Origin of the sequence: Pseudoalteromonas sp. McH1-42 (assembly GCF_022347845.1) — a bacterium.
GTDB classification, from domain to species: Bacteria; Pseudomonadota; Gammaproteobacteria; order Enterobacterales; family Alteromonadaceae; genus Pseudoalteromonas; species Pseudoalteromonas rubra_D.
The window spans coordinates 47902-73851 of record NZ_JAKRFU010000019.1 but is presented as its reverse complement, the minus strand read 5'-3'; the positions used below and the strand labels follow the sequence as shown (position 1 = coordinate 73851).

General features: G+C 45.7%; 24 protein-coding genes and 1 other RNA gene. 6 read left to right on the top strand and 19 right to left on the bottom strand.

Annotated elements, in window-relative coordinates; all coding sequences use genetic code 11:
- Positions 1-98: 98 nt before the first annotated feature.
- Positions 99-2084 (top strand): bifunctional tRNA (5-methylaminomethyl-2-thiouridine)(34)-methyltransferase MnmD/FAD-dependent 5-carboxymethylaminomethyl-2-thiouridine(34) oxidoreductase MnmC, encoded by a 1986-nt coding sequence (gene mnmC / locus MHN31_RS17110; RefSeq protein ID WP_239444883.1) that lies wholly within the window; start codon positions 99-101, stop codon positions 2082-2084.
- Positions 2085-2133: 49 nt separating this feature from the next.
- On the opposite strand, the gene MHN31_RS17105 is transcribed toward mnmC, so the two are convergent.
- Entirely contained in the window at positions 2134-3009 is an 876-nt protein-coding gene (locus MHN31_RS17105; protein WP_125563340.1) for an OmpA family protein, read from the bottom strand.
- Positions 3010-3262: 253 nt separating this feature from the next.
- Between MHN31_RS17105 and rnt the strand changes: the two genes are divergently transcribed.
- Positions 3263-3925, top strand: coding sequence for a ribonuclease T (gene rnt, locus MHN31_RS17100; RefSeq protein ID WP_138539051.1), 663 nt, complete (start codon positions 3263-3265; stop codon positions 3923-3925).
- A 50-nt stretch (positions 3926-3975) separates the two neighbouring features.
- Here the strand turns inward: rnt and MHN31_RS17095 are convergent, their stop codons facing one another.
- Entirely contained in the window at positions 3976-5610 is a 1635-nt protein-coding gene (locus tag MHN31_RS17095) for a FapA family protein (protein WP_239444882.1), read from the bottom strand.
- Positions 5611-6197: 587 nt separating this feature from the next.
- Between MHN31_RS17095 and ssrA the strand changes: the two genes are divergently transcribed.
- Positions 6198-6554, top strand: a transfer-messenger RNA (tmRNA) gene (gene ssrA / locus MHN31_RS17090).
- Positions 6555-6888: 334 nt separating this feature from the next.
- On the opposite strand, the gene MHN31_RS17085 is transcribed toward ssrA, so the two are convergent.
- The 9 genes from MHN31_RS17085 to MHN31_RS17050 form a co-directional block, all read right to left on the bottom strand.
- Positions 6889-7083: a hypothetical protein gene (locus tag MHN31_RS17085; protein WP_239444881.1), complete on the bottom strand. Its 195-nt coding sequence runs from the start codon at positions 7081-7083 to the stop codon at positions 6889-6891.
- A gap of 32 nt (positions 7084-7115) precedes the next feature.
- Entirely contained in the window at positions 7116-8255 is a 1140-nt protein-coding gene (locus MHN31_RS17080) for a zonular occludens toxin domain-containing protein (RefSeq protein ID WP_239444880.1), read from the bottom strand.
- Between the two features lie 9 nt (positions 8256-8264).
- A complete protein-coding gene (locus MHN31_RS17075; RefSeq protein WP_239444879.1) occupies positions 8265-8588 on the bottom strand; it encodes a hypothetical protein in 324 nt (107 codons plus the stop codon).
- A complete protein-coding gene (locus tag MHN31_RS17070) occupies positions 8581-11037 on the bottom strand; it encodes a collagen-like protein (protein ID WP_239444878.1) in 2457 nt (818 codons plus the stop codon). The genes MHN31_RS17075 and MHN31_RS17070 overlap by 8 nt, the downstream gene beginning before the upstream one ends.
- Positions 11038-11212: 175 nt before the next feature.
- Positions 11213-11347 (bottom strand): hypothetical protein, encoded by a 135-nt coding sequence (locus MHN31_RS24275; RefSeq protein ID WP_275446837.1) that lies wholly within the window; start codon positions 11345-11347, stop codon positions 11213-11215.
- 18 nt (positions 11348-11365) lie between these two features.
- Positions 11366-11632: a hypothetical protein gene (locus MHN31_RS17065; RefSeq protein ID WP_239444877.1), complete on the bottom strand. Its 267-nt coding sequence runs from the start codon at positions 11630-11632 to the stop codon at positions 11366-11368.
- Between the two features lie 5 nt (positions 11633-11637).
- Positions 11638-11961: a hypothetical protein gene (locus MHN31_RS17060; protein WP_046004242.1), complete on the bottom strand. Its 324-nt coding sequence runs from the start codon at positions 11959-11961 to the stop codon at positions 11638-11640.
- A 99-nt stretch (positions 11962-12060) separates the two neighbouring features.
- Positions 12061-14136: a replication endonuclease gene (locus MHN31_RS17055; protein ID WP_239444876.1), complete on the bottom strand. Its 2076-nt coding sequence runs from the start codon at positions 14134-14136 to the stop codon at positions 12061-12063.
- Positions 14137-14147: 11 nt separating this feature from the next.
- Positions 14148-14387, bottom strand: coding sequence for a DNA-binding protein (locus MHN31_RS17050; protein WP_239444875.1), 240 nt, complete (start codon positions 14385-14387; stop codon positions 14148-14150).
- Positions 14388-14494: 107 nt separating this feature from the next.
- On the opposite strand from MHN31_RS17050, the gene MHN31_RS17045 reads away from it, so the two are divergent.
- A complete protein-coding gene (locus MHN31_RS17045; RefSeq protein WP_239444874.1) occupies positions 14495-14896 on the top strand; it encodes a helix-turn-helix domain-containing protein in 402 nt (133 codons plus the stop codon).
- Between the two features lie 6 nt (positions 14897-14902).
- On the opposite strand, the gene MHN31_RS17040 is transcribed toward MHN31_RS17045, so the two are convergent.
- Together MHN31_RS17040 and MHN31_RS17035 are read right to left on the bottom strand one after the other, a co-directional pair.
- Positions 14903-15421 (bottom strand): DUF2726 domain-containing protein, encoded by a 519-nt coding sequence (locus tag MHN31_RS17040; RefSeq protein ID WP_239444873.1) that lies wholly within the window; start codon positions 15419-15421, stop codon positions 14903-14905.
- The gene (locus tag MHN31_RS17035) at positions 15418-15690 is read right to left on the bottom strand and encodes a hypothetical protein (protein ID WP_239444872.1); all 273 of its coding nucleotides are present in this window, start codon (positions 15688-15690) and stop codon (positions 15418-15420) included. The genes MHN31_RS17040 and MHN31_RS17035 overlap by 4 nt, the downstream gene beginning before the upstream one ends.
- A 734-nt stretch (positions 15691-16424) precedes the next feature.
- On the opposite strand from MHN31_RS17035, the gene MHN31_RS17030 reads away from it, so the two are divergent.
- Complete coding sequence (locus MHN31_RS17030; protein ID WP_239444871.1) at positions 16425-17423, top strand: tyrosine-type recombinase/integrase; 999 nt, start codon at positions 16425-16427, stop codon at positions 17421-17423.
- A gap of 16 nt (positions 17424-17439) precedes the next feature.
- Here MHN31_RS17030 and MHN31_RS17025 read toward each other — a convergent pair whose 3' ends face one another.
- The 5 genes from MHN31_RS17025 to MHN31_RS17005 all read right to left on the bottom strand — a co-directional run bounded on the left by MHN31_RS17025 (position 17440) and on the right by MHN31_RS17005 (position 22587).
- Positions 17440-19026: a hypothetical protein gene (locus MHN31_RS17025; protein WP_239444870.1), complete on the bottom strand. Its 1587-nt coding sequence runs from the start codon at positions 19024-19026 to the stop codon at positions 17440-17442.
- Positions 19027-19408: 382 nt separating this feature from the next.
- On the bottom strand, positions 19409-19726 hold the full coding sequence (locus tag MHN31_RS17020) for a hypothetical protein (RefSeq protein WP_239444869.1): 318 nt from the start codon (positions 19724-19726) through the stop codon (positions 19409-19411).
- 219 nt (positions 19727-19945) lie between these two features.
- Entirely contained in the window at positions 19946-21142 is a 1197-nt protein-coding gene (locus MHN31_RS17015) for a serine hydrolase domain-containing protein (protein WP_239444868.1), read from the bottom strand.
- 124 nt (positions 21143-21266) lie between these two features.
- Positions 21267-21692 (bottom strand): DUF3019 domain-containing protein, encoded by a 426-nt coding sequence (locus tag MHN31_RS17010; RefSeq protein ID WP_239444867.1) that lies wholly within the window; start codon positions 21690-21692, stop codon positions 21267-21269.
- Positions 21693-21723: 31 nt separating this feature from the next.
- On the bottom strand, positions 21724-22587 hold the full coding sequence (locus MHN31_RS17005; RefSeq protein WP_239444866.1) for a MipA/OmpV family protein: 864 nt from the start codon (positions 22585-22587) through the stop codon (positions 21724-21726).
- A gap of 267 nt (positions 22588-22854) precedes the next feature.
- Between MHN31_RS17005 and MHN31_RS17000 the strand changes: the two genes are divergently transcribed.
- Positions 22855-23691, top strand: a complete 837-nt coding sequence (locus MHN31_RS17000; protein ID WP_239444865.1) for a hypothetical protein — start codon at positions 22855-22857, stop codon at positions 23689-23691.
- 177 nt (positions 23692-23868) lie between these two features.
- Here the strand turns inward: MHN31_RS17000 and MHN31_RS16995 are convergent, their stop codons facing one another.
- A complete protein-coding gene (locus MHN31_RS16995; RefSeq protein WP_239444864.1) occupies positions 23869-25800 on the bottom strand; it encodes a tetratricopeptide repeat-containing diguanylate cyclase in 1932 nt (643 codons plus the stop codon).
- Positions 25801-25950 lie beyond the last annotated feature (150 nt).

The window sequence follows — 25950 nt, the reverse complement described above, 5'->3', positions numbered from 1 at the left end:
CACGTACTCTGAACTGATATTTGTTAAAATGCAACGGACGAACGCAAATAAAATCCGTAAAATAGACACCAATTTAGTAGCGAACTTTTATACACACTATGATACGCAACGCCCAGATACACTTTAACGACGCAGGAACACCAGTCGCAGACAGCTTTGACGATGTCTACTTTTCAAATGATGATGGCCAGGCTGAGTCCGACTATGTTTTTTATTCGCAAAATAAGCTCAATACCCGTTTACTGAGCCATGACCGCAGCCACTTTGTGGTTGCAGAAACCGGATTTGGCACCGGCCTGAATTTTCTTAATACCTGGGCTCAATTTCAACGACTAAAAACACAGCGTAACGTTCAGCGTCTTTATTTTATTTCATTCGAAAAATACCCGATTAAGATTGAAGATTTAAGACAAGCCTTAAAAGCATGGCCGGATCTGTCAGAACAAGCCGAACAACTCTGCGCCCAATACCCAGATGCCGTTGAAGGCTGTCATCGTCTTGAATTTGATGATGGGCAGGTGATCCTGGATCTGTGGTTTGGCGATGTGCACACTTCCTTGCCGAAACTGTCTTATGGGCCACAGGGCCTGGTTGATGCCTGGTACCTGGACGGCTTTGCTCCGAGTAAAAACCCGGACATGTGGCAACAATCCCTGTTTGATGCCATGGCGGCTCTGAGCCGAGACAACGCCACATTTGCCACTTTCACCGCAGCGGGTTTTGTCCGCAGAGGCTTGCAGCAGGCAGGCTTCAACTGCCAAAAAGTGAAAGGCTACGGTCGTAAGCGGGAAATGGTAATTGGTCAGTTTGAGGCAGCCAACACGCAAGCAACTAACCCACAATATTACCGTCATTCACCGCGTACACTACACAAAGTTGCTATCATAGGCGGCGGCATAAGCTCAGCCTGTTTGAGCTACCATCTTGCCAAACGTGATATCAACACAACTTTATTCTGCAAAGATGATACGCTGGCCAGCGGCGCATCGCATAATCGTCAGGGTGCCGTGTACCCCAACCTGCAAGCCCAGTACAGCACCACCAGCGAGTTGTATGGGTTGAGCTTTTTATACGCGCGCCGCTTTTATCAACACATTGAAGCATTGGGTTTTGACTATGACCACGACTGGTGTGGCGTACTCTTGCAAAGTGTGACGGATGGTAAGCGCACACAGCATCAAAAAATCGCCGCCAGTGACTTATTTCCCAAATCTCTGATACGTCCGGTCTCTGCGGCAGAAGCGCAAGCGCTGGCTAATATTGATACTCCGTTCGAGGGACTCTTTATTGAACAGGCAGGCTGGGTAAGTCCACCTCAGCTCACAGCAGCAGTTTTTAATGCAGCCCAGTCCAAGTGTCAAAGCCAGCAACACTTTAATACAGATGTCAGCGCGCTAGAAAAGCGTGAGGATGGCTGGTATTTACAAATCAACAAGCAGTGGCAAGGCCCGTTTTCAGATGTCTTCGTCTGTGGTGGTGAACACAGTGATATGTTCGCACAAACTCAGCACTTAGGGCTGCACGGTGTGCGCGGCCAGGTTTCACATATCCAGGCTGGGGAAGCCTCCTCCAAACTCACTACCGTGTTATGCCATAAAGGGTACTTTACGCCCAGTATGGCGGGTGAACATTGCATGGGTGCGACCTTTGAAAAATACAGTAAAGGCCGAGAAGTGACCGAGCAGGATAACCTAACCAACCGCGCTCAGTTACAGGGCTTTTATGCAGATACTGAGTTTGATCAAAGCCTTGGGGAAATCACAGGTGCAAAAGCAGCTGTACGTTGCTGTTTTAACGACCACTTTCCGATGGTAGGCCAGGTGCCGGATCCTGACAGCCTGTGCAGTGCGTTTGCAAATCTGCGCCGGGGCAAACACGATGACTTTGAGCCGTTAACTGAGCCTCATGAGGGATTACATGTGGTGACCGGGTTTGGTGCCAGAGGGCTATGCAGCGCCCCTTTAGTGACAGAGCACCTGGTTGCGGCGCTGTGTGACGAGCCCCGCCCGTTTAGCGAGCGGATCAATCAGGCATTGCACCCTGCCCGCTTTGTGGTCCGGGACTTAATCAGGAATAAGATTTAACCCGAAACTGCCACTTTGCAGCGGCGCGCCTGAAAAGCGCGCCTGGCTGTTACGGTTTCGAGATCTGGATAATGACCCGACGGTTTTTATCCCGACCAATCGGCGTGTCGTTTGGTGCAACGTGACGCTTTTCGCCAAATCCATCAGTGACAATTTTATCTTCGGGTATGCCTTTTGACGCCATGTAGGTTTTTATCGCCTCAGCCCGTTTTTTCGACATAGCCATATTAACCGAGCGGCCACCATAGCTATCCGTGTACGCCGAAATGTAAATGGATTCAATTTGCGGGTCGTTATTCAGATATTCTCCGATCATATCCAAACGTTTTCGTGATGACTTAGTGAGCTCACTGCTGTTGAACTTGTAGTTCATCACCGTAAATGCGATGTCTTCAAAGCTGTAGGGCAACAAATTATCGCGACACTGCAAAAATTCCCAATAGGCATTTTTAAAGTTCACTGACGAGAGTGCCACAGAGATTTGATCATGCTGGTTTTGCCAGTCCTGATAATAAAAAGTAGGATAATAGCCCTTCTCTAACTCAGTCAGCATCTCCCAGCTAATGGCATTGGTGAGTTCCCCATCAAATTTCTTCAACAGCTTCATCTGGCCCATGACTCTGGCTGGCATTCCGGCTCGCCATGCAGGTGGCACCGACTCCAGACCTGCAAAATCGTAACTCTCGGGCCTGACCACCATATCCAGATTAAAGGTAAGATCTTTGTTTTTACTCGCCGTAGCCAGGAATATCGCTTCACCATAATAAGGGACTTCATGTGACAAGGCACAAGACAACCGCGTTGTCCTGTCAACAAACCATTGGGAGCTGTCTGCTGTGGCAGAGTATTGCCGCATTGCACCGTGCGCCTGAAGTGTCAGGATACTCAGTGTGGTAGCAATAATCAGGTTCGCTTTAAACTTCACGCTCTTACTCCGCTTTAAACAAAAATATCGAACTGGACGAACTGATTGATTGGCCATCGCAATCGTCAGGTAACGCCTCACCGATAGTTAAAGCAATAATCATGCCTTTAAAAGCGGATTCTGACGGCAAAGTTCTGACGCCTGCATCTCTTCACATCTACCTTGCTCTGTGTGCAGGAAGCACGCCACTAAATTCGCATCTTTATCTCTGATCAGTATAATAGGCCGCTCAATTTAGTAAACCAAGCAGATTATGGCAGAACAAGAGCAAACCCTATTCGCAAAGCGCTTCCGCGGCTTCTTTCCGGTCGTCATTGACGTAGAAACCGCAGGCTTTAATAAAGACACCGACGCACTGCTGGAAATTGCTGTCAGCATGCTCAAGATGGATGAACAGGGCCTGCTCAGCCTAGACCACACGGTACACTTTCATGTGGCGCCATTTGAAGGTGCCAATATCGAGCAGTCGGCGATTGAGTTTAATGGCATTGATCCCTTCAGCGCGCTCCGAGGCGCGGTTGATGAGGAAGAAGCCATCAAAGAGATCTGTAAAGCGGTACGTAAAGCCCAAAAAGCCGCTGGATGCCAGCGCTCTGTGGTGGTCGCGCACAATGCGGCGTTTGACCATGGCTTTTTAAACGCAGCCATTGAACGTTGTAAAATCAAGCGTACCCCGTTTCATCCATTTGTGAGCTTTGATACCACCTCACTGGCCGGACTAGCACTGGGTCAGACCGTACTGGCTAAAGCCTGTCGCACTGCGGGGATTGAGTTTGACAACAGTCAGGCACATTCAGCCCTGTATGATACCGAACGCACCGCTGAGCTATTCTGCCATATCGTTAATAAATGGCAGGCTTTGGGCGGCTGGCCTCTGCCAGACGTTGAGGATGAGAGCGACGAAGGGTCAGAGTAGCTCGCTACTTTTGGATACGCGATACCGCACACCGAGGTATCGCGACGCAGTTACTGAGTGGCGAATTCCTGGGTGATTTTACCCTCGTCCAGCAGGACCGAGTGAGGCGGATAGATCCGTGAAAACGACTTACTGTCTCTGGCAATGGTCAACTCTATTCCCGGATGCATCAATTCATTGACCTTAATCCGGCTAAGCTTTAATAGTCGCGCCAGCTTTTGCTGTACCAGCTTTATATTTCTTTGATTACGTGCGTAATGTTTACTGAGCTGTTGTTCATTCTGAGCCAGCTTACTGAGATAAGCATCGCGTTTATTAGAGGCAGGCGCCTTTTGGGCTTTGATCTGTGCACGTTTCAGGGCAAGGGTTTTATCTGTGAGGCGTTTTTCGAGATCTTTAAATTCTTGTTGTTTTTGCTTTAGCATATGCCAGTCCTGGGCCAGCGCAATCCGCGTTCGTGTCCCCGACGGAGCCCCTACTTCGCCTGCTTCTATACGCATAGCATCATAAACTGTGCCACCGATCAACTTACCTCGCGGCGTATCGCCTTTTCCTACCCGGATCATTCGCTTGGCTCTGAGGTCACAATGTAAAACCTGGCGCTCAATCAGCAGATCCTGTTCAGATTCTATATGACAATATTGAGCATAACCGATAGAAACCGTACGCTTTGCCTTGATACAACAACTGAAATCTTCGCCTTCATCACGCTTACGACCAATCACACCCAGCATCACGGTAACAGCACCATTGCTTTCAAGTTGGGCAGACTCAACAAACCCAATCACGGTAATATCTCCGGACGCTTTGATTTTCATACCATCTTTAACATCACCGCTGACGATCACACTGCCGTCAAATTCAATATGACCTGTGGTGACATCAACCTGATCGTAACACAACACATCGTCAACGCGGATCCCACGCGGAATAGCAACAGGTACACCTTTGGCGTCCGCAATAAGCAGATTAGGATCATCTGGTGAGATTTTAGTACCTTCGGGTACTTCCAGCGCAAAGTCTTTGCCTGGCTTGGGCTCAAGCACATCACCAAACACAGAGTAACCCTCTTCACCCGGTGTGGGCGGGATGCGCTTCATAAGAGGACTGCCCGGACTCACCGTAATGATGGCACCCAGGTCACGCATATCAACTTTGCCGCCATCTTTTTGTTGCGGACTCAGCACTCTGTCTTGCGCTGTCATGCACAAACGGACAAATCGGGCGTCGGTGCCATCTTTAGCGCGTTGACCATGGGCAACGATACCACTGTAAACACTGCCCGGAGACTGCTCAAACTGCTGACCTAAAAAGGTGTCCAAGGCCTGCTTACTGATACCACGCTTAACCCCTGCTGATTTAAGAGCTTCACGGGCTTGATCCATAGTGACCATTTTACCGCCGCGTGCCGTTGTCAGGCGTGCTTCAGCCATCATGTTATTTTCGTCAACCCGAATAGACAACTCAGCATCAACCGCCTGCGCAACAATTAAAGAATCCTTCTCCCTGTCATCCGACGGCGAAAACAACTGCCCGATATTGGCATGTATGATATCAAAGTCGGCATAAGGAGAGCTTTCCAGCGCTTCAACAAGCTGCGCGGAACTGGCCGGAAATCCGGTATTTGCAGGGTGTTCGTTCATTGAAACGTACCCTGACTCCTCATCAAAATGAAACAAAGACATCACTTACTTCCCGAAAAATATGCACGATGTTATTAAATTTATTATGCACTACCAGGTCTATACATAGGGCTCGGCCGCTGTGTAACCTCTTATTGTGTATTGCATCCATGCTGACAATCTGTGAAGAGCTTATACAGAAAACAGCCTGCGATACCACCGCCCAAAAAGCGCTCACGCTTCTAATAGCATTGATATCTAGTCCCATCATTTTACACTTGTACCCAATCATGCAAGCGAATTTTGACAAACAACAAAAATCACGTGGAAAAATTACAACCAAAGTGCTATATTTCCCACAATCTAAGATGCGGCCAAATTTCAAATTTAGCTAAAACAAGTACAAGTCTGCCTAACAGACTAAACAACGATACATAAAAACAACCATTGCCTTGCCTTATTTGAGCATAACCTTCCCTAATTGTTAAGCCCGACCAGCCGCTCAGCTAGACAAAATATAAACGATTGTAAATGAGACTTGAGTATAAAACCGCCAAGTAGTTCTTATCACTGTACTTATCGGCAAACTTCGCTTGAGCTTTAGGGATTTTATTGGGTATAATCACAATTACTGACTGAAAGAGATTTCAGGGGCTGATTAGGATTCGACAGGATTCATGAAGCCTGAGGTGCATGTCGAGGGGCGGTTGGCCTCGTAAAAAAGCCGCATTTAAAGTAATCGCAAACGACGATAACTACGCTCTAGCGGCATAATAGCCCGCTAGCACTCTGCCAAGATATGCTTGTGGATCTGGATTATGAGTGTCACCCTACACAAGATCGCTACGGAAACCCTGGCCGGGGTTGAAGGGCTAAATTTAAGCGGCCTCGCCTTTACTTATCGTGTTCGTCCGAGACTTAAAGGTTAACCAAAAGACGATACTAAACATGTAGGACCGAAGGTCGACGCTTTCTGGACGGGGGTTCAAATCCCCCCAGCTCCACCACTTTAAAGTGTTATAAAACAGCCAGTTAGAGAGATAATCTTTAACTGGCTTTTTTGTATCTGACAGAAACATCCAATTTTCATCCACTTTTTTTTGGCTTATCAGGAGGCGATTGATATTTGCTGATAAGAATTAGACAGTGGCGCACCTAACATCCGCGACAAGTCACAATCGAACCATGACCACCAAAAGCGTTAACAATTATCATCGCGCACTAACAGAGTGACTCTGGAATGCTGAACATGGCCGCATTGCAGGGCTAGAATTCAGCAAGCTGAATTGCAGCCCTGAGCAATGCGGCTCATCAAAGCAAAATCGGCATACATCAGCACACTCAATCAATTTTTTTAAATCTACCTGTTTTCAAGCTGCGAGCCTGAGCGGGAACATAATCAGGGTTCTCCAATAAAAACTGAATCATCTGTTTCACTTCAACTTCCACGCCAGCAGGTATCCACAAAGTGCGCTTGACCAACCCCTTCTGCTTCTGTTTTCTCTCATACCGCTGATTCTTTGTTTGAATAGTCACCAGTGACCTCGCCTTATATGGTATTTTCCAACCTAGTTAGATGCTCTCAAATCACTATATGTATCATCAGGTATTTGCTTGAAATAATCCCCGCTTGGCTTATAACGAAACAGTGCCACAAGCTGATTGTTGTAATACGCCATGATGCCCAGCCTAGAGTTTTTAAGCCGATAACCAAGAACCAAAAGTGAATCCCTGTCATACCTGTCGATAACCTGCCCTAAATCGTCGTAGACAACCAAAAGCAACTCACTTACTTGATTACGATAAATTTCACTGTACGTAACATATGCCGGGCTATTCTCAATTATATCTCGCTGACGCTGTTTTACATCTGTCGACACTTTACGTACAGGCGGCTTTGACCTGGCTGTTGATGATTGGCCCTGCTGTTGAGTAGGTGCGGGTTTATCATGACGAACAATATCCGACGACGATTTGTTATCAGATACAACACTCTCAGAACCAGTGAACAACCCATACAAGAACCAAACAGCAAATATAAGCACGAAGATGAATGCGGGTAAGTATATTTTGATTGCGTTTGACTTGAGAACATTGACCCGGTCATCATTATAAACATCTGTATTATCAGTACCCTGCTGATGGCTCAAATAGCTACCAAAATACTGACTGTCATAACTTTTTGTACCTGATTTTATCTCCTTAAACTCAATATCTGATTTCTTACCAGACAAAACCCCTTGATACATTTTCCACTTATATCGCTTATCGAGACCGACCATCGACAGCTTAAGAAAAACGATTTTCCGCTCAACACGACGCTTCCATGTCGTATGCACATCAGCAAGTGCCTGACCCATACAGAGTATGTCCATCCCTTTATGCCGATGTTCAGCAATAAATTGCGTCATCTCGTCTGATAGCTTTTGACGACCACTTGGGAAAAAATTTTGTAGCTCATCTATAACCAGCAGCGAGTCGTTTTTGACATACTTATAGACTTCAAGAACCTGTTCTTCGGTAATTTCAGTATATAGAGAGCTCACATAATCAACTGTTTCACCTATAATTTCGGCGACCTTTTCAGCATTAAACCCATTCAACCGAGCGTACACATGACGCCCTTTCTTTATTGAAGGAATTATGTGGTGTACAACAGCCTCATACGACTTACCTGACCCCGGCAAACCCTCATGAAATATAATCATGCCTAGCCCCTACCACTGAAATAGTGTCAGTAATTTTCGGGTGATACGAAATGTATACCCGAGCCCTACAATAGCTAATGCATCTGAAAAGCCTGTAGCACTGAGGAAATAGGCAACATCTGGAGATATTGCTCCAGACACAGAACCTAAACCACTCGTTATAAAATCAGGTGGCTCCACAGCCGAGAATACCAATCTGAAACCCTGTAATAACAAATCAAGTAGCTCAAGAGCCACCCAAAGCAGCGCATTTAAAATAAACAGGATGACACCATAAAACCAATCTATAACGCTCTGCCAGACACTGACGAGCCAATCAATAACCTTATTCAATTGCAATCCTCCATGCGAAAAAGCTAGCGCACAATAGTAATATCGCGCGAATCATAGGTAGTATGCTTTGGAATTCTGAGCTACATAACTGGTCAAACGACACGTTAAACGACGCCTGTAATACATTCACAGACGTTGACCAGGTGGGACACGAGCCACTGAATGAGACATCAAAGAAACCATCAATCGCACTAAACAGCGGAATTTGCCTCATCTCTTCAACATGGTCTTCGAGGACAGTCCCGAAGTTGCGCTCTTCCCAGTCAAAGTTTTCGATTTCCTGCCATGCGTCCGGCTTAGTTTCAAGGTCTAAGCCCCCCGGCTCTCCCTCATATTCGAGGCCACGTTTTAAAATTTCGGTCTGGGTTTCAAGTTCACCGCGAACCTGCCCAAGCGCCGCAACAATACCCTCCTCATCAACACCACCAATAGTGGAGCTAGTCCCATCCTCACAATCAATACGGGTGTCACCGTTATCGAGCTGTACGGTTGTGCAAGATTTTCCGCCACGAACAGTCGCACTGGATTCAGCGCAGGTGATGGTTGCGTCTCCGCTGGGTAAATTGACGACACTACAGCTAGTACCATCCTCACCAGCTTCACCGTCTTTGCCATCTTTGCCATCTTTGCCATCTTTGCCGTCTTTACCATCACGGCCAGCAGTGCCGGCAGTACCAGCGATACCTTGTATGCCTTGCTCACCCTGTGCACCGCGCTCGCCTTTTACGCCACGTTCGCCTTTCTCACCTTTCTCGCCTTTCTCACCTTTTTCACCTTCACCTTTTTCACCTTTTTCACCTTTTTCACCTTTTTCACCTTTTTCACCTTTTTCACCTTTTTCACCTTTTTCACCTTTTTCACCTTTTTCACCTTTCTCACCTTTTTCACCCTTTACGCCCTGTTCACCTTGTTCACCTTGTTCGCCCTGTTCGCCTTGTTCGCCTTTGTCACCTTTGTCACCTTTTACGCCCTGTTCACCCTGTTCACCTTGTTCGCCCTGTTCGCCCTGTTCGCCCTGTTCACCTTGTTCACCTTGTTCGCCCTTGTCACCTTTGTCACCTTTGTCACCTTTGTCACCTTTTACGCCCTGTTCGCCTTGTTCGCCTTGTTCGCCTTGTTCGCCTTGTTCGCCTTGGTCACCCTTGTCACCCTTAACACCTTGGTCACCTTTAACGCCTTGCTCGCCCTTTTCGCCCTTTTCGCCTTTGTCTCCCTGTTCACCCTTCTCGCCTTTTTCGCCTTGCTCTCCCTGCTCGCCTTGGTCACCCTTGTCACCTCTGAGCTGACCACTATCGACCATAGCTTGCATTTGTTCTTGCGTCAGAAACGACGCTTCGATTCCTTCGAACCGCTCTTGTATCTCATTAAGCCTGCGGTCTTCTTTTGCGCGGGTTTCGTCTAGCTGCTGGATTTTGTTCCAATCAACCGTAAAACCATCTGTTTCAGGGCAATCAACGGTATAAACTCCGTCAGAGCTATGGGCGGTGCAAAAATCGTCGCGGTCAGGGTCGTCTTCGCCGGGCTCGTGGCCGGGTGCTTTGACATTAGCTGCGTCTTTACATTCACTGCCTGTAAAATTACCGCCGCCAACTGGGGAATATGTTGTTGTAGAATCAGTGTAAAACGTATCCAGCCATCTGGTTGACGTAACCTGACACATGCGACCTGACCCCGTAGAAACGCACTGAATACGTGACGCATCAGGATGAACCTTATTATCTACGGTCACCTCAAACCATGCCGGATCCTCACCAATGTACTGCTCGCAACTGTCATCGTTCTTATCATCAGAGGGGTCACCAACACGAGGCTTGAAACACGCCTTAACCACGCCACCCTCATAACCTGCGATATAATGATTTGGAAATTCCTCAGGTGGGCAAGATGTCACTGGCTCAGTGTCATCTACGCGATCAAGAGTTCGAGCGGCTGGATTAGCAAAGCCAGCCGTGTTCCACTGGTTAAGACACTCAGTGTACTGTCTGCCTTCCTCATCATAGGCAATACGAGATTTTTGATATCGATACGATATGTTTCTGTCACTCCAACCAATGAACCTCGATTCACAATCTGCATTAGCAATATGTTCGCCCCAGCGTTCTAACCAGAGAGGACGGCACGCGAAATAATCAGTACCTATGACTGTTCGGCCGTCGTAGCACTCAAATATGTATTTGGGCGTACCATTATTAATCTCGGATTTTGGCGATACAGCACTACTACAATCCACCATTGAGCAGTCATGACCGTATTTATTTGTGTCGAGAGGGTCGCTGGCCAGAACCGCGAATGACATCACACCAAATGCCAGGACACATAACCAGAGTTTAAAAAACAGCGCCATCGTTCTAAACGGGTGGCGTAATGAGTAACCAACGAACGCAATCAACTTACGCCCCATCAAAACCGCGTACGATTGCAGCCGCGCTCGCAATGCCCAATACCGCATAGTAAATCCCCCAAATCATAATAAGTTCCCTATCTTGTAAAAGCCCGATGAAGCCGGCGTACAACAGCAACCCAGCAAGCGATATAAAGGGCCTCGTAAAAAATGTCGCAAAGCATGTTGAACGCCTAGATCTAAAAAGCCCCACGAAGGGGCTTTGATTTACGCTTTTCGACTGTTAACGGAACCAGCCGATGACTTGGTTATAGCCCCAACGAGCAACGCCCGGCAGGATTTTGATTGCGGCAATCGCCGTGATTGCTGCAACGATGGTTGTTGAATCTACCGCAGATGTGACTGATGAAAAGTCCATGTTGTGTCTCCTTAGACATTATGTTTTATCGTGTTCCGGATGGAACCAATTAATAACCACCCCATAACCCCACGCTACGAGATAGCTGATAATCACCAAGCCAAAGCCAGACATAAAAAGCGCCTGTGCTTGGGCCTGTGATATTGCGTTAGGGTCAAACAACGATGCCCCCAACATAAATTGTTGATACTCGGATGGCTCCAGCAACACATACCCTGTGCAATCCTCAATTGACTGAGCTGTGGGAACCAATTCTCCGTACTCAAGTTGTGTGCAAGTAGCCACCTTACTTAACCCGCCTTTTTAAGCTCAGTCGCGATAGAGTTAAGTCGAAATCCATTCCACGCCATTTGGCGCGCTACGTTGGCGCCCTCGTAATACTCAAGATTGAGTAATACAGGCTTTAGCCCCCAGCCGTTTGGGTCAGACTGCAACGATTCGAGCTGGCGATAAGTACCATCCGCAACCTGTTCTGGCGTTACTTTTACAGTCCAGATGCTTGCTGGATTTTTGGTATGAAACTTAAATTCACCGGATTGCGGCAAAGGTGCGCCCTTGTCGTCGGTTTTATTTACTAAATTCACATCGGTAATAGCGCCTTCAATGCTAGCCATGTCTATTGCTCCTTTATGTAGCTTTCAATTAGTTGATACTGAGATGTCAAAAAATCTCGTAGTTGTACCTGATAGTTCATATTCGCCTCTGGGTTACAGTTAATGACACAAGTCCAAGGTCGCGACTTCGTCGCTCTGGATAACAGAACCCAAAGCTTCGTAATCCATGAACAAACACATGTTTTGGTGGTCTTCGATTGCACAGGCTTCGAGGAACGCCATTTCTTCTTCGCTGGGCTGCATATAACGGCCATCCTCTATCCAGCTCTCGATAGATTCGCTGACACCCATCATTATCTTGCGTTGCGCTTTAAGCTCTTTCTCAGTCAAAATCTGACTCGTGCCTCTGCGCGTGATAACCACGACCGAATCCCACGCAACACCCAAAATTCGATTTGCAGGAGTGTCGCCGTACTTGGTAGTGAAATAAGGAGAGTTCGACTCTGAACGACTAATCTCACCTGTGATGCGGTCAACGATGTCAGGGATTTGATAGTGAATTCTCAAAGTTTGGTCTTTGCGTTTAACCTGGACGCCACCCATAGCAATACAAAACGCCGCCCAATCTGATGAATCAGCAGCCGCACGAACCTTTTCCAGCGCGTACCGTGATACCGTGTCTAAATCTGTGTTCATGCTATTTGCTACCTCGCATTTTCCGGTGTCTCCCTGACCTAGTTTTCTGAGTTCGCGCCATGTGGTGACGCTGGGACCGCCGATTTGCTGAAATCGACGAATATTGAATGTACTGGCCCACGTACTTGCACGCTCTGCGGCATCAGCCGGAAGAACGGACATTTCGCCAGCCTGAGAGCAACTTACTGATTCGATATTTGAGCCTGTGACAGCCTTCGTTATGTACTTCGCAATGTAACCAGCCGCAGAACCCTTATTAGGGTCTATAGCGATTGCCTTAAAGCGAGTTGATGATGTTCGAACTTCTGACGGTGTATCCTGCATAGATAGCTTGCGCATAATTTTCCGCGCAGGTGCAGCTTGACCATCAGCAAAGAAAAGCAACATATGCCAGTGCGGACAGCCATCATGATGAGGCTCTACGACACGGAATCCATACGGGCGTATTTTGGCCTTGGAGAACTGTGCGCGAACGCGCTTCCAAAGTTCGTTAAAATAACCCTGCGCATCATTTGGTGTGGAACCATCGTATTTATGGTTTGGAATACCACTTGCGTGAACCGAGTGAAAACGGCTCGGAGCGGTCAGCGTGTAAAATTCACCACGATGACCCAACGTTTTTGCGCATTCCTCAAACCCTCGAATACGGACCATTAATTCAGAGGCTAGCTGATAGCCGCTTGATGAGCTACGCGACGCCACATCATGAAGCGTTTCGAAATCTCGGTACGGGTTAGAACCCTCCGGCACAACAAACAAGTCAGACATCAGGCGGTCAGACTTGCTTTTGCGTTCACGCTTATTCCGGATTGTGAACTCGCTAACGTAAGGTGAAGATTTTTTATGTACGGTTCTCAGGTCTCGCGCTAGCTGTTCGATAACTAACGCCTGTTTACTGCGCAAACGTCTGCGCCACCACAACGGGCAGGCCATACGGTTAAGTGCGCCTGTAAGCAGGTTCATTACGTTGGCGACATAAGCGGGTTTAAGCTGAGCACGCTGACCCGAATCCATATTGAAATACTCATCATCAAATGCAGGTGGCTCAATATTGTAGCGCTGCATAGCCTGACATAAATCGAGATACAGCTTGTAGGTGTGAATTTGAAGCTTTACCTTAAGCTCGAAAACGCGCGCTTTTTCTTCTGCGATATCACACAATTCGTCATCACAGACACTGAGATTGATGCCGCCAAGCATTAACACTCTGTCGGCATTTATCAGTCTGTCACGGGCCTCGGCATAACCGAAAAACTTTTCCGTTACCAAGTAGCCGTTAGCCAGCATGATTGATAAAGAACTGTGACGGGTTAGTATTTGCGTTCTGGCTTCCAGACTATTTAGTTTGTCATCCGCTAAGCGCTCTTTCTTACCCATACGTGCACGCTTGGCGATAGCCTGTGCACTGGTGTCTCCCTTCGAATCTTCAAGTACGTTAACAGCGGATTGAGTTGGAAAAATGCGCTCATACACAGAAAGAGTATGTTCAGAAAGCAGATTGAGTGGTTTTTGCCTTGATGTGCGAATCTGGAAAGCCATGACCGAAACCCCTACCCTAAATTGATTTCGATGCCCGCTTGCTTTGCTGCATCAGCAAACAAAGCAACCATGTTTATGTATTTTTTGACCTTGGCTGGATTTTCGTCTGGGCCTGTGGGTGGTTGGTATACAGGAAGACGACCACGCGCAACCGCGTTAACAACATCCTTGACCTTCTGACCTTGCAAATCTGCGTACGCGTCATACGTTAGTACTGGTGCAGGAATTGATAAAATTAATTGCTGACCCATGTTATATTCCTTGTTTGTCTGTCTGAAACTAACGAAACGAAGCTTAAGTGCTATTTTTTACTACGTCAAACTAAAATTTACGCACTTCGAATGAAAGGTATAACACTTTGGAAGCAAAAGCATCAGAAGTTTTTGAAAAGCTTAAAGATTTGTACGGCTACAAAACACTAAAAGAAATCTGCGATAAGTTCGGGAAGAACAAAACGTGGGCGGGACAAATGATTAAAAACAACTCAATCCCGTTCCCTCAATGTTTACAAGCATGTAATGAGCACGGTGTATCACTGGATTGGTTAATACAGGGAAAGGAAAGTAAATCCTTCGAGAAATCAGAGCTGCTTAGCGCAATTCAAGAAGGGCTCTTCGAGTGCAAAGAGCTAGCAATACTGAAAGATCTGTCATTTGAGCAGCTTACCGCTGCATCTGCTTTGATCTTCAAGCAAGTTGAGAAAAAAGCTATTGTGACTGACAGCAAAAAGAGCGCAAGTGATGAGATAAAGCGTGCATAGACAAATTTAACGGAAGTATTCTTGAGGTATATTCTCGGACATTTCCGAGACTAACTCAGCAGGCTTGTACGTGCGTGACGCCTGAATAAATACAATAGGCAATGCAGCACTATCGCAAGCTTGCTGCAAAAATTCATCTCTGTCCTGTCGGTTTTTCTTCTTGTGTGATTTGTCATTAAGCTCCACAACAGCAATAACCGACATGTCAGTTGATTTGCAAATTACAAAATCAAAGTGTTTCCTAGATATTTTATTAAAGCTTACCTGCCAAAGAGATCTGTCTGAAGTTACAGGTAACATAACATCCGCAACGCGCATCTTTGACAATACGATTGCTTCATCAGTGAGTATTGACTGTAAAACCTTATAAAATGAAATTTCTGCTGGTGATAGAACACTACCCACAACTTCGTACACAAGAGAATCAGGCGAGCCTTTTTTCTTCTTTGCAGCAGCAATAAAAACTAATAAAAGAAAAGGTATTAATATCAGAAAATACGATAGATATGGTATATCAGTAATCATTTCACAGCCCTCAGAACACCTTTATACCTTTCCACTCGCTGAGAATCTGAACGCTCACAAAAGATAATAAACTTTTGTTCCCATTCTTCATAACGCTCTGTTCTATGCTCATAAGGCAATGTTCTAATATCTCTAAATTCTAAAAGCAAAAGCATTGCCAAATCATCTAAAGGCATACTTTTCACATCAACACTTTCTTCTGCCACACTGAAAAAAGCCAGAACGGACAAAAATATAAATGCTATCGCTATTAATAACTCAATCGACATTTAATATCTCTAAGTTTAAATTTCAAATCAAAGAAAAGCACAAATGACATCAACACAGAAATAACATTTATCCCAGTTGAGTAAAAAGTGTAGAACCAATGCCATTGATATTTCATAACAAAGGCTAAGTAATGCATATATACATATGAAACCATACAAACTATCGACATGAAATATACACATCGAACAGCGCTTGAGTGCCCTACTTTCATATAGGAATGAAGGAAGTATATTGAAAGAAAAGTCGACGACTCATAAAGTGACCAATTCAGATAATAGGAGCTGGAAGCAAAATGATTTACCGTATCGGAATCAATCACGCTTGAGGCGTTACCTAACAAGTGAGAAAACGCATATGCACCTAAAGCGATAGAGTTTGATTTTGCATTAGGGTAATTTTTCCTAACAGTAAAAACGAAAAAAAGAAGAAATAAGAAAAATATCACCCACGATATGATAATAGACGTATCCCAGCTATTAATTACATCAACACGAATCATATTATGGCTTCAAACAGTGCTCTGAGACTGATTTGTTAAAGGCTTGAGTAACCACTACAAGTCCACCACCTCTGGACCCACCTATATGCTTGAGGTGTGTTTTACTCAAAACTAAACGCGGACGAGAACTAGCCTGTTCACTTGACGTGTTGTGAGGCATCGCTTTAAGCTCCTTATGTTGCGATTAGCAGTATATTAATTTTTTGTATCATTTTGTCAATAGGATTGAGTTGTATGCCTATAAAAAAAGTCGATGACGGGTACTACTTAGATGAAAGACCGTGGGGCTCATCAGGAAAACGAATACAGAAAAAGTTCAGGACAAGGGCCGAGGCTCAGCGTTACCTAAATTACGTTGTAACGGAAGGAGAACAGAAGCCGTGGAGTAGGCAGAGAGAAGATAAGCGCCGGCTGAGTGACATCATAGATAAATGGTATGACGTTCACGGGCGAACCTATGCAGACCCAGAGTCATCAAAGAGAAAGCTTGATGCTATTGCGCTAGCGCTCGGCAATCCTATTGCCTCACAACTCACAGCAAACGCATACAGCAAGTACAGAGGTAAGCGGCTAGAGTCTGGTTTAAAGCCAAAAACAGCAAACAACGACCTAACGCTGTTAAAAGGCGTATACAACAAGCTAATAAGCATTAAAGATATCCACTACCCTAATCCCATAGCCAATATTGAAAAGATTAAAGTCCAGGAGCAAGAACTAGCTTTCCTGACTCATGAGGATATCGAGAAACTATTCAGGGCCATCGAATCAGCAAGGCACCCACATCTAGAAATAGTGACTAAAATTTGCTTGAGTACAGGTGCTAGAATTTCAGAAGCGTGTGGATTGCACGGCTCACATGTAATTCAATCTGGCAACTCATTCAAAGTTACATTTTTCAAAACCAAAGGAAAGAAAAACCGAAGCATTCCCATCAGCAAGAAACTATTCGAAGAGATACCCAAAAAAGCAGGCCCTCTTTTTACTGATTGCCGAAAAGCGTTCGAAAGAGCCATAGACAGAGCGGGAATTACGTTGCCCGATGGCCAGTGCACACACGTCATGCGCCACACGTTCGCTTCTCACTTTATGATGAATGGGGGTAACATCCTCGTACTTCAAAAGATTCTTGGTCACGCAAAGATTGAGCAAACAATGATATACGCACACTTTGCACCAAGTCACTATGAAGATGCTGTGAGACTAAACCCCCTGTTCAAACTTCACCATTCGTGAAGATGCCAGCATCTACCTACTGAGTTTCATAAAAGGTTTCTAGGTTCAATATCGCGTTCCGAATAGAGCGAAAGTCCGTTTTAGGTACATCAATATATTTAACAGTGTCTTCTCCATCTTCGCTATCACTCATAAGCAACCCACGTGGAGCATTCTTAGTTGTAAGTAAGTCGACGTAACACCCGTAGTCTAAACAATAAACATTATATCTCTTTCCTGGATATAACTGTGCAGAAACACCTGTTTTCAAAAGGTGCAATACCCTGTTGTCGAACAAGTGATCAATAAGAGCATCTTTGACGCTAATTGGTAACAAAAACCCCTTAGCCTGCCTTGTGCCTATTACTTCATTAGTAATCCAATCGAGCAGACTTATTGCACCACTTCTATCTGACACAGCTTTGTGCTTTGAGCGATGATACCAAATTCTCGCTGCATCTCTCGTGATTGGAATGGAGATTTGTCTATCAAGAGCTTTCTGAGCAGCCAAGCCGATAATATTAATCGCATCCCGAGGAACACCTTCAGAAGCCCTTACAAACTCCTCAAATGCACTTTGCTGAGTGAAAACATCATTAATAAAGCGAGCCTTAGTAGACAAATTGAAAGGACTGGAATCTTCCTTATCCAGAGACATAACGTGTTGGAAAAGCAAATTTCCAAAGAACTCCTTGGCCTTAACCTCATCGTTATCAAATACCATAAACTCATCTAGATTTAAGCTGGCAGAAGCATCAGCTCCTATTTCAATACCTATATACGAACCATCAACTTCATTATGCCTTCTAAAATTGCATCGCTGTTCAATTGCAGCAATCTTTACTGTAACACCATCAACTGGATAAAGGGTACGACGAAGTAAGTCGGCTAGAAAAGGCTGCAAATCCAGTGGCACTTCACTCCATTCATCTATGAGTATCCATAATTCAGACGAAGGTAGTTTAGAAACCAACTTATCAACCTCACTGTATACGCTAGCAAAATGTATTCTAAGTTTTTCAGTGCCTTTACGTAATTTACGTTGGTTTATATTTGATTCAGAACTATCAGTACTTTCTGCCCCTGCGCTAATTTCCAATTTCGTACTAGCTATTTTAGAGGATATAGACTCTTTTATTTTAAATGTCGATTTTTTCCCTAAACCAGTTTCATGCTCTATGTCCCCTTCAATTACAATAGATGTAGACTGTTCAGCTACCCTATCCAAGTTTGAGGCCATAGAGGATAAATCGTATATATCTTTATCATCCTCAATTACCAGTTCCAATATGCCATCATGGATTGCACATAGCGTATCTGATAACAACCTCGTAGCCCGCTCTGAAATAGAAAGATCAGTATCTGAGTATATTCCACCTGTAGAACCTATGGTCCTCATGTCTATCTTTACTGAAGTAATATTATTATCTACGAGGTGGTTATTCAGGTATGATAATACATGGGTTTTTCCTGTTCCTCGTCTGCCAAAAATCACTTGGTTATCACTATTGGAAAGCAATGTGAACAACGGTCCAACATCAACAAAAGACTCTACTAGCTGCTGGTTTGTATATTTCTCAGCACGCTTTGATAATTTTAAAAGTGCCCTATTCAGCGCCCTCATTTCTAATCTCTCTTATAGTTAAAAAGCCCGCAAAAAAGTGAATGGTACATTAATACAAAGCTACACCATTAACAACACTCATAAAACCATACGCGTACTAAGATTTAATGGAATTTAAAATTCCTTGCGCCTAATCAAACAATTCACAACTAGCCAAAAACATCCAATTTCCATCCAATTTAGCGAGACTCAAAGAGCTTCCAACACATACCATGAGATTTTAACTATTTGAAAAGACTGTAAGTTACTGTTTCTATTAGAGGGATTCGAATATCGACGCTTTCTGGACGGGGGTTCAAATCCCCCCAGCTCCACCAATAAATAAGCCCCCGCATTTGCGGGGGCTTTTTTTTATGGGATTGTCTATCCTCAAATATGTTTTTTAACTACCCAATTTTCCGCGCGATTCAATCATAGCCTGCACTCGTATTTCTTTCATTTCGGCATTGCTCTGTTCAAGCAGTTCATCACTGAAGGTGGTATCCGCAAAGGTATGCGGCTGGAAAAAGCGAGATAGTAGATTCACAAATTCGTTTGGGCTTTGAGCGTCGTCTCCCTCTTCTTCTTTTTCCATACTTTTTAGTCGCGTGTAAATCTCAATAGCTCTTTCGGGGTAAGCATAATCATCTACGCTGAGCCAGGCTTCCTCTAGCTCGCTAAGTGAATATGTCGAATAATCAATCTCTTTTCTTATAATCAATGTGCTACCCCAGTAAAAATCAATCCGCCACACTATATCAGCACACTCAGTACAGAAGCAAAGTACCATCCTTAAACTATGCCGCCTGCCAGACTTTGAATTGCTTAAAAGTCAGATTTTGCCGGATGTAATGTGACCTGATCCGCCTCCCATAAGTCCAATAATATTTGGGCGCAACAGTTAAAAAAGGGCAACACCCGCTACCCCTCACCTCATATGCTATTCAACAATCGGGGCTTTTGTCAGCTCCATAAGCAGTAACTCAAATAGTCCATATTCTGCATTGACGCATTCCTCACTGCTAAAGCCGCAATTCAGAAACAGCACAATGCTGGTATCGTGACTTTCAATGTAGGCATTCTGAGTGGAGTAGCCATGGTTACCGCCGCTATGTTCGTATACGGTGGCATTTGGATAAGTGTGTTTCATCATACCCAGCGCGTATTGAGTATTGTCATCTTCACGAACAAGGCTGTCACTGCCGCGCAATAACCCTTGTAATGACTCACTCGCAAAGTCTGAATTTTTAAACAGACTACGGGTGAGCAGTGCCAGATCTGCAACCGAAGAGGCCACCGGCGTTGCATTTGACCAGATCGTGCTAAACAGCGGGCCGACATTCATGAACTCGCCGTCGATATAATCATAGCCCGGTGTTAATTCACCCTGGTCTTGTTCGTAACCGATGGCAAATGTCGCATCCAGTGATAAAGGCGTGATAATGCGGTTTCGTATCTCAATGGCATTATGATATCCCAGTACTTTATCCAGTATCATGCCTGCAAGCGTATAATTGGTATTAGAATAATGAACGTCAGCACCGGGCTTAAAATAACCGGGATTATTCAGTGCATACTGTGTCAGGCTTTCGTTGGTGACAGGCAATGCCGGATTAGCGAGTTTATCTTCTACATAGGTATTTTTATCTGAGTAGTTGTAAATACCACTGCTGTGATTAAGCAGTTGCCTTAGTGTGATCTGGTCGCTGTATTGAATTTGATCCAGCAAAGTGTCTGGCAACCAGGTATCAAGTGTGTTGTCCAGATCCAGCATACCGTCTTCATGCAGCATAGAGGCCAGCAGCGCGGTAAAAATTTTGCCAGAGCTGGCGATATGAAAGCTGCTATTAACATCCATCGGGGAATGCTGCTGAAGGTCAGCGATCCCCGCAGCCCCTGTGAATTCATGCTCGGGGGTCCTCACATACAGCAGTATTCCTGGCACTTCGTCCGACACCAGCTGATCTATCAGTGCCTGGTAATCCAGGGTGTTGCTCTCAGGCTGCACTACTTCGGCTTTTTTTACCGGCTCTGATTGACTTGCCGGTGTATGCTTATCTGACCCGCCACAAGCGCCCAGACCTAGACACATCGACGCCATCAGCACACTGTGTTTTATCGTTGTTGTAAATTGCATTGCATATCCTTTAGGTGGTTTGCTTAAGTGAAACCATCCTAAAAGAAGTCAGCATGCAAAGGTGTACCAAGGCCTACCAATGTGTATCAAAACGTACCAAGATACGCTGTTTTCAAACTCAGGATTAAAACATCCGCCATGACGCAGGTGAACGGCCCGAACGCTTATATACCCACATCAGCTTGAGCTCACGTTTGGCAAGCTCCGCGCCATCTTCTTTGTAAAGCGTAAATACAACAGGCTTTGTGGTCACGATAGTTTGTTCAATATAGCCACTTTGTGCTCCCGTCCAGCACTTTAAGGCCTCCAGAGAATGGGAGGATTTTAGACAATACGTCCCTCCTGCTTGTGTCTGCCATTGCACTTTTACGTCGACATGACACTTATCTCCCTGTGTAACCGACACACACTGAGTCGGAGATATTTCCAGGCGGGTTCTGCTCAGCTCAGGGTCAGGCTGTGCCTGAAGATGGCCACCCAATAACAACCCCTGACATGTAAAACCCAGGATAATGAGCAAACCTGCTCGGTTCTTTTTAATTCTTTTCATAACGCTATAACAGTAGATACTTTCAACCAGGTCAGAACACAAAGCTCACTAAAATCCCCAACTCAGATACATGCCCGTCACGGTTTTCAGCTTTGTTGAACATAGCGACCCACGGACTGTTATTGATACTGCGTGGCATATGGCTGTATTTAAAATAGGTTTCAAACATCCAGTGTTGTGAAATAGGATACAGCGCCCCAATTTCTGCACTAACCTCTGTCCCGGAGGAAGTGGAATAGGCAGGAAACATATACGACGCTATCTCCTCAGGCACACCAAAATAGTAATTGATGATTTCCTCAGAACGATAAACTAACCCCGTATTGGCGTACATCTGCCAGTTTTTATACTGAAAAGACTGATCGACCCACAAAGAGGCAAACATGCCATCGTCATACTCCCGGTTAAACGAGTATGGTGCCCAGCTAAACTGGACTGTGGTTTTGTTAAAAGAACCTGTGGCCCGAACGCCCAGCATTTGAGTTGATTTACGATAATGTACGGTCAGCTTATTGTTATGCCAGCCCGGGAAATCAAGGCTTTGATGCGCCTTGAGGGTGATAACATCAAAGTTCCAGCCGTCGGGATTATAAAAATTGTACCCAACACGCGTGCCATCATTGAGCATTCTGTAATTAGTCAGCTCAGCAAACAAACCATTCGCTAACTGATAACGAGCATTGATAAATGCTGAAGCCCCACTTCCTTGATGATCCCGCGCTCGGTTTGGCGTTGAGGCCCGGTAGCCAAGCCCCAGCTTAACATACCCGCCTTCAAGCGCTTCATCGTCCGCGCTTTGTATGGTTTCTTGTGCGGCGAGCCCTGATTGAGAACTCAAAACAAGTAACGACACCAGTGAAACGCGTAAACACGCTCTGGCATATATCGAATTCATACTTATTCCATCTAATTAGTAATGCCTATAAAGCGCAATGATAAATGTACAGGTTCGGAAAAGATGTACCAAAGTGTACCTATTTATGGATATGAGTGCGATGTATGCACAAAACCTGAGAGCGCGACTCGCAGTGTACACTTCCTAATCAAAGCGTCATGAGACGGCCACACATTTCACAGTGTTTAAGTACCTCAAACATACTCTTTTCACAGTTAATTCAGTAGAATACTAAATCGGAAACAAGGATAATTTTAAGGAATAGATATGTTAACCAATAACAATACCCAATTTTGTTTGAGTACACTGGCGCTGGTTGCCTGCTCTGCTGTCGCGCAGAGCGATGAACTGGTCCTGAAGCAGGACAGTGTCAGAGACAATATACTGACGCAGGATAAATTAACCACATTCACACCCGACTTTCGTGGCGCGCATTTCATTGCAACGGACAGCCACGGCAGTATTATCTCTGGTAACCAGATTCACGGTAGCCTGCCTCAGTTAAATGCTGCCGATAGCACCAAGTACATTACCTTTGATGTGATCAATCAGACCGGTGTGAAAACCACTTATTACGGTTCTCCGTCTCTGGATTTTAATGGCTGGTATGGGCATTGGGTTGATGCCAATGAGCAAAGCGGTGATTTTGAGCTGACCATAGGTGACGGCACGGTGCCTAACCGAGCTTGCCAACTGGCTGACGAAAAAGTCGATATCAGTGGCTTTGAGGTTGCAACAACCAGTCATGGCAGCATTAACCACCTAAATGATGGTGTCGTTGTCTATAGCTATAACCACGTCTGGTTCTCTAAAGAGAAGCAAGAGTCAATCTATGTCACTTTGCCTCAGGCACAAGCGGTGTCTAAAATCGCTCTTGCACAAGGCTACAATCACACCACGACCTGGGTGACCACCAGCTGGAAACTGTATGGCAGTAACGACAAACAAGTCTGGGCACCCATTGGCTCTGGCGACAAGCCCGACTTCCCGGCAATGTCTGAGTACTGTCTGGAGTCAAAAGCACATTACCAATACTATCGTCTCGATGTCTCCAATGATCTGGGCAACTACCTCAGTTTAGGTGAGCTGGAACTGTACAAGTAAAAGCAAGTGGAAAGCAAGTGGATTGCTGGCCGGTTCACTCCGGCCACTGTCTTCGCTGCTATCCAAAAGCATCTGCCGCATACATCGCCTCCTTGAGCACCTCTTTAGAAACAACACCACAAGCACCCTCTAATCTTCATATGCTTATATTCTGACAACAATCACACTTTGAACTCACTAAAGCACTTCTTCCGGCATAACCACTCGATCCCGGCCATTGTTTTTAGCCTGATACAAGCAGCGGTCGGCGCATTTAAATGCCCCATCCGATGCCCCCAACTGTTGCACGCTCATTGCATCGCTAACACCAAAAGAGGCGGTTACGCGCAGCGCTGTTTCTCCCAGTTCAAAAGGCACCTCCCTCAGTGCATCAACCATGCTTTGAACGAACGCCCGAAATGCATCACGCTCTTTTACTACCATCAAGAATTCTTCTCCCCCCCAGCGTACAAATAGCTCATCATCGGCTACGAACTTTTGCAGTCGGGCTGCCGCTTCGCTCAGAACCCAGTCTCCCTTGTCATGACCATAGGTATCATTGATCTGTTTAAAGTGATCCAGGTCAATCACGACCAGTCGGTAATGGACCTCAGTACGCAATCTGTCCGGCTTAGCCATTTCCTGCTGATACAAACGACGATTGGACGCTTTTGTGAGCGGGTCTACAAAGCTGAGGTCATACAGGCGACGATTTTCTTTGCTCACTGCTCTGGCACGCAGCGCCAGCCACCCAGCCCCCGTAAATGCAAGGATCAACCATAAAACCAGCAATCTGAAGCGCTGTTTATCAAGCAAAAGTTCAAGGTTAGATAAGCGACTTTGAGCACTTAACAAGTCGCGCTCCTGAGTAATTTGTTGCACCTCAAGCGCGGTATCCAGTGCAATCAATTCATTCATGATCATGGCTTTTTCTGCTGCCCGGGCTTCTTTAAGTATCGACAATGCCGCTTGCGCCTCCCCCTGGCGCTCCAGCACTTGTGCCAGGAAAAACCGACTTTTTATCAGCCAGCGTGCATGATTGAGCTTGCTAAAAGCCGCCATCGCAGAGCGCGTCGCCAAGTGTGCTTCCTCTAAATCACTATTTGCGTAATAAGCAAAACCCAGCTCTAGTAAGCAGATCCCATGCTGCATTGGGTATTTTTCAGCGCTGGTCATATCAACGCACTGGCTGGCTTTTCGCGTCGCACCACTCAAGTCTTTTTCCAGATTAAGTAGTCTGGCCTCATTCTTAAGCGCGACAACGCGATAAAAATCACTCACCCCCTCATCCAGATAACTGAGAGCCTGCTCGAATTTTTCTCTGGACTGAACGGCCTGGCCTGCACGGTTATGGGCAAAAGATTGGTTAAATAAAATTAACGACATGTACTCTGACGTAGCATAGGCATACTGGCTGTAGAGTTTTTCAGCCTGACTCAGATATTTTAACGCGTTGTCCCACTGCTCCAGATGCACGTACAGCAGACCAAGGTTGTTGTGCAACAACGCACGCAGTCGGTGCTCAGGTAACGCTTCAATCTGTTTAATCCCTTTTAAAAAGTACTGCTGTGATTTAACCAGTTCATTGGTCGAGTTAAACACCACACCTGCGGTATTATAAACCTCCTTTAAAAGGAACCCAATCTGGTGTTGCTGTGCAACCGCCACTGCTTTTAAGATGGCAGAGCGCGCTGTTTCAAGATCACCGATACGTAAGGCCGCTTTTGCCTGCGCCTGAGCCACCCAGGCTTCCAGCCAGTTGAGCTGATGTTGGCTCGCAAGATCTGTCAGTTGCTGGTTTAGTCTTGCCCGCTCGGGATCATCATCGGTTGCACGTCTGCGGATCCACAACACATACACTTGTTCAATGGGCGCCAGATCACGCGCGCCTTGTTGCCAGTGCGTCAGTTGTGTTAACGCCGCTTGCGGGGAGTCTGACGCCAGTTCATAAATATCGAGCAGTGGGTGTGCAGATTGCAATTGCTTTAACTGAGCCTCGGGGGGTATTACTGACGACATCACGGCTGGCCGTTGTGTGGCGGCACTGTGAAACCAAAACGTGTCCAGTGTTGCCACAATTAACACCGAAATAAAGAATACGCTCAGCGCAAGAAAGGCTTTTTTGTACATGGCCCTGATCATTAAATGATAATTGCTAAATTATACAATAAAGCCACAGTCTTGCCTGAGATTATAAATCCCCAAACTAACAAGGGTCAGCGTCAAATTTTAGTCTGGCGTAGCAATCAGCCAGCAACGAATGGGAAGATTTGACTCGCG

What these genes read in the sequence shown, in the direction of transcription:
- MHN31_RS17050 (WP_239444875.1), bottom strand. Translation starts at nt 14,387, where the DNA reads ATGGGTCAGCAATTAATTTTATCAATTCCTGCACCAGTACTAACGTAT.
- MHN31_RS17080 (WP_239444880.1), bottom strand. Translation starts at nt 8,255, where the DNA reads ATGATTATATTTCATGAGGGTTTGCCGGGGTCAGGTAAGTCGTATGAG.
- MHN31_RS16995 (WP_239444864.1), bottom strand. Translation starts at nt 25,800, where the DNA reads ATGTACAAAAAAGCCTTTCTTGCGCTGAGCGTATTCTTTATTTCGGTG.
- rnt (WP_138539051.1), top strand. Translation starts at nt 3,263, where the DNA reads ATGGCAGAACAAGAGCAAACCCTATTCGCAAAGCGCTTCCGCGGCTTC.
- MHN31_RS17000 (WP_239444865.1), top strand. Translation starts at nt 22,855, where the DNA reads ATGTTAACCAATAACAATACCCAATTTTGTTTGAGTACACTGGCGCTG.
- MHN31_RS17055 (WP_239444876.1), bottom strand. Translation starts at nt 14,136, where the DNA reads ATGGCTTTCCAGATTCGCACATCAAGGCAAAAACCACTCAATCTGCTT.
- MHN31_RS17005 (WP_239444866.1), bottom strand. Translation starts at nt 22,587, where the DNA reads ATGAATTCGATATATGCCAGAGCGTGTTTACGCGTTTCACTGGTGTCG.
- MHN31_RS17030 (WP_239444871.1), top strand. Translation starts at nt 16,425, where the DNA reads ATGCCTATAAAAAAAGTCGATGACGGGTACTACTTAGATGAAAGACCG.
- MHN31_RS17035 (WP_239444872.1), bottom strand. Translation starts at nt 15,690, where the DNA reads ATGTCGATTGAGTTATTAATAGCGATAGCATTTATATTTTTGTCCGTT.
- MHN31_RS17070 (WP_239444878.1), bottom strand. Translation starts at nt 11,037, where the DNA reads ATGCGGTATTGGGCATTGCGAGCGCGGCTGCAATCGTACGCGGTTTTG.
- MHN31_RS17060 (WP_046004242.1), bottom strand. Translation starts at nt 11,961, where the DNA reads ATGGCTAGCATTGAAGGCGCTATTACCGATGTGAATTTAGTAAATAAA.
- MHN31_RS17010 (WP_239444867.1), bottom strand. Translation starts at nt 21,692, where the DNA reads ATGAAAAGAATTAAAAAGAACCGAGCAGGTTTGCTCATTATCCTGGGT.
- MHN31_RS17025 (WP_239444870.1), bottom strand. Translation starts at nt 19,026, where the DNA reads ATGAGGGCGCTGAATAGGGCACTTTTAAAATTATCAAAGCGTGCTGAG.
- MHN31_RS17015 (WP_239444868.1), bottom strand. Translation starts at nt 21,142, where the DNA reads ATGCAATTTACAACAACGATAAAACACAGTGTGCTGATGGCGTCGATG.
- MHN31_RS17095 (WP_239444882.1), bottom strand. Translation starts at nt 5,610, where the DNA reads ATGTCTTTGTTTCATTTTGATGAGGAGTCAGGGTACGTTTCAATGAAC.
- MHN31_RS24275 (WP_275446837.1), bottom strand. Translation starts at nt 11,347, where the DNA reads ATGGACTTTTCATCAGTCACATCTGCGGTAGATTCAACAACCATCGTT.
- mnmC (WP_239444883.1), top strand. Translation starts at nt 99, where the DNA reads ATGATACGCAACGCCCAGATACACTTTAACGACGCAGGAACACCAGTC.
- MHN31_RS17040 (WP_239444873.1), bottom strand. Translation starts at nt 15,421, where the DNA reads ATGATTACTGATATACCATATCTATCGTATTTTCTGATATTAATACCT.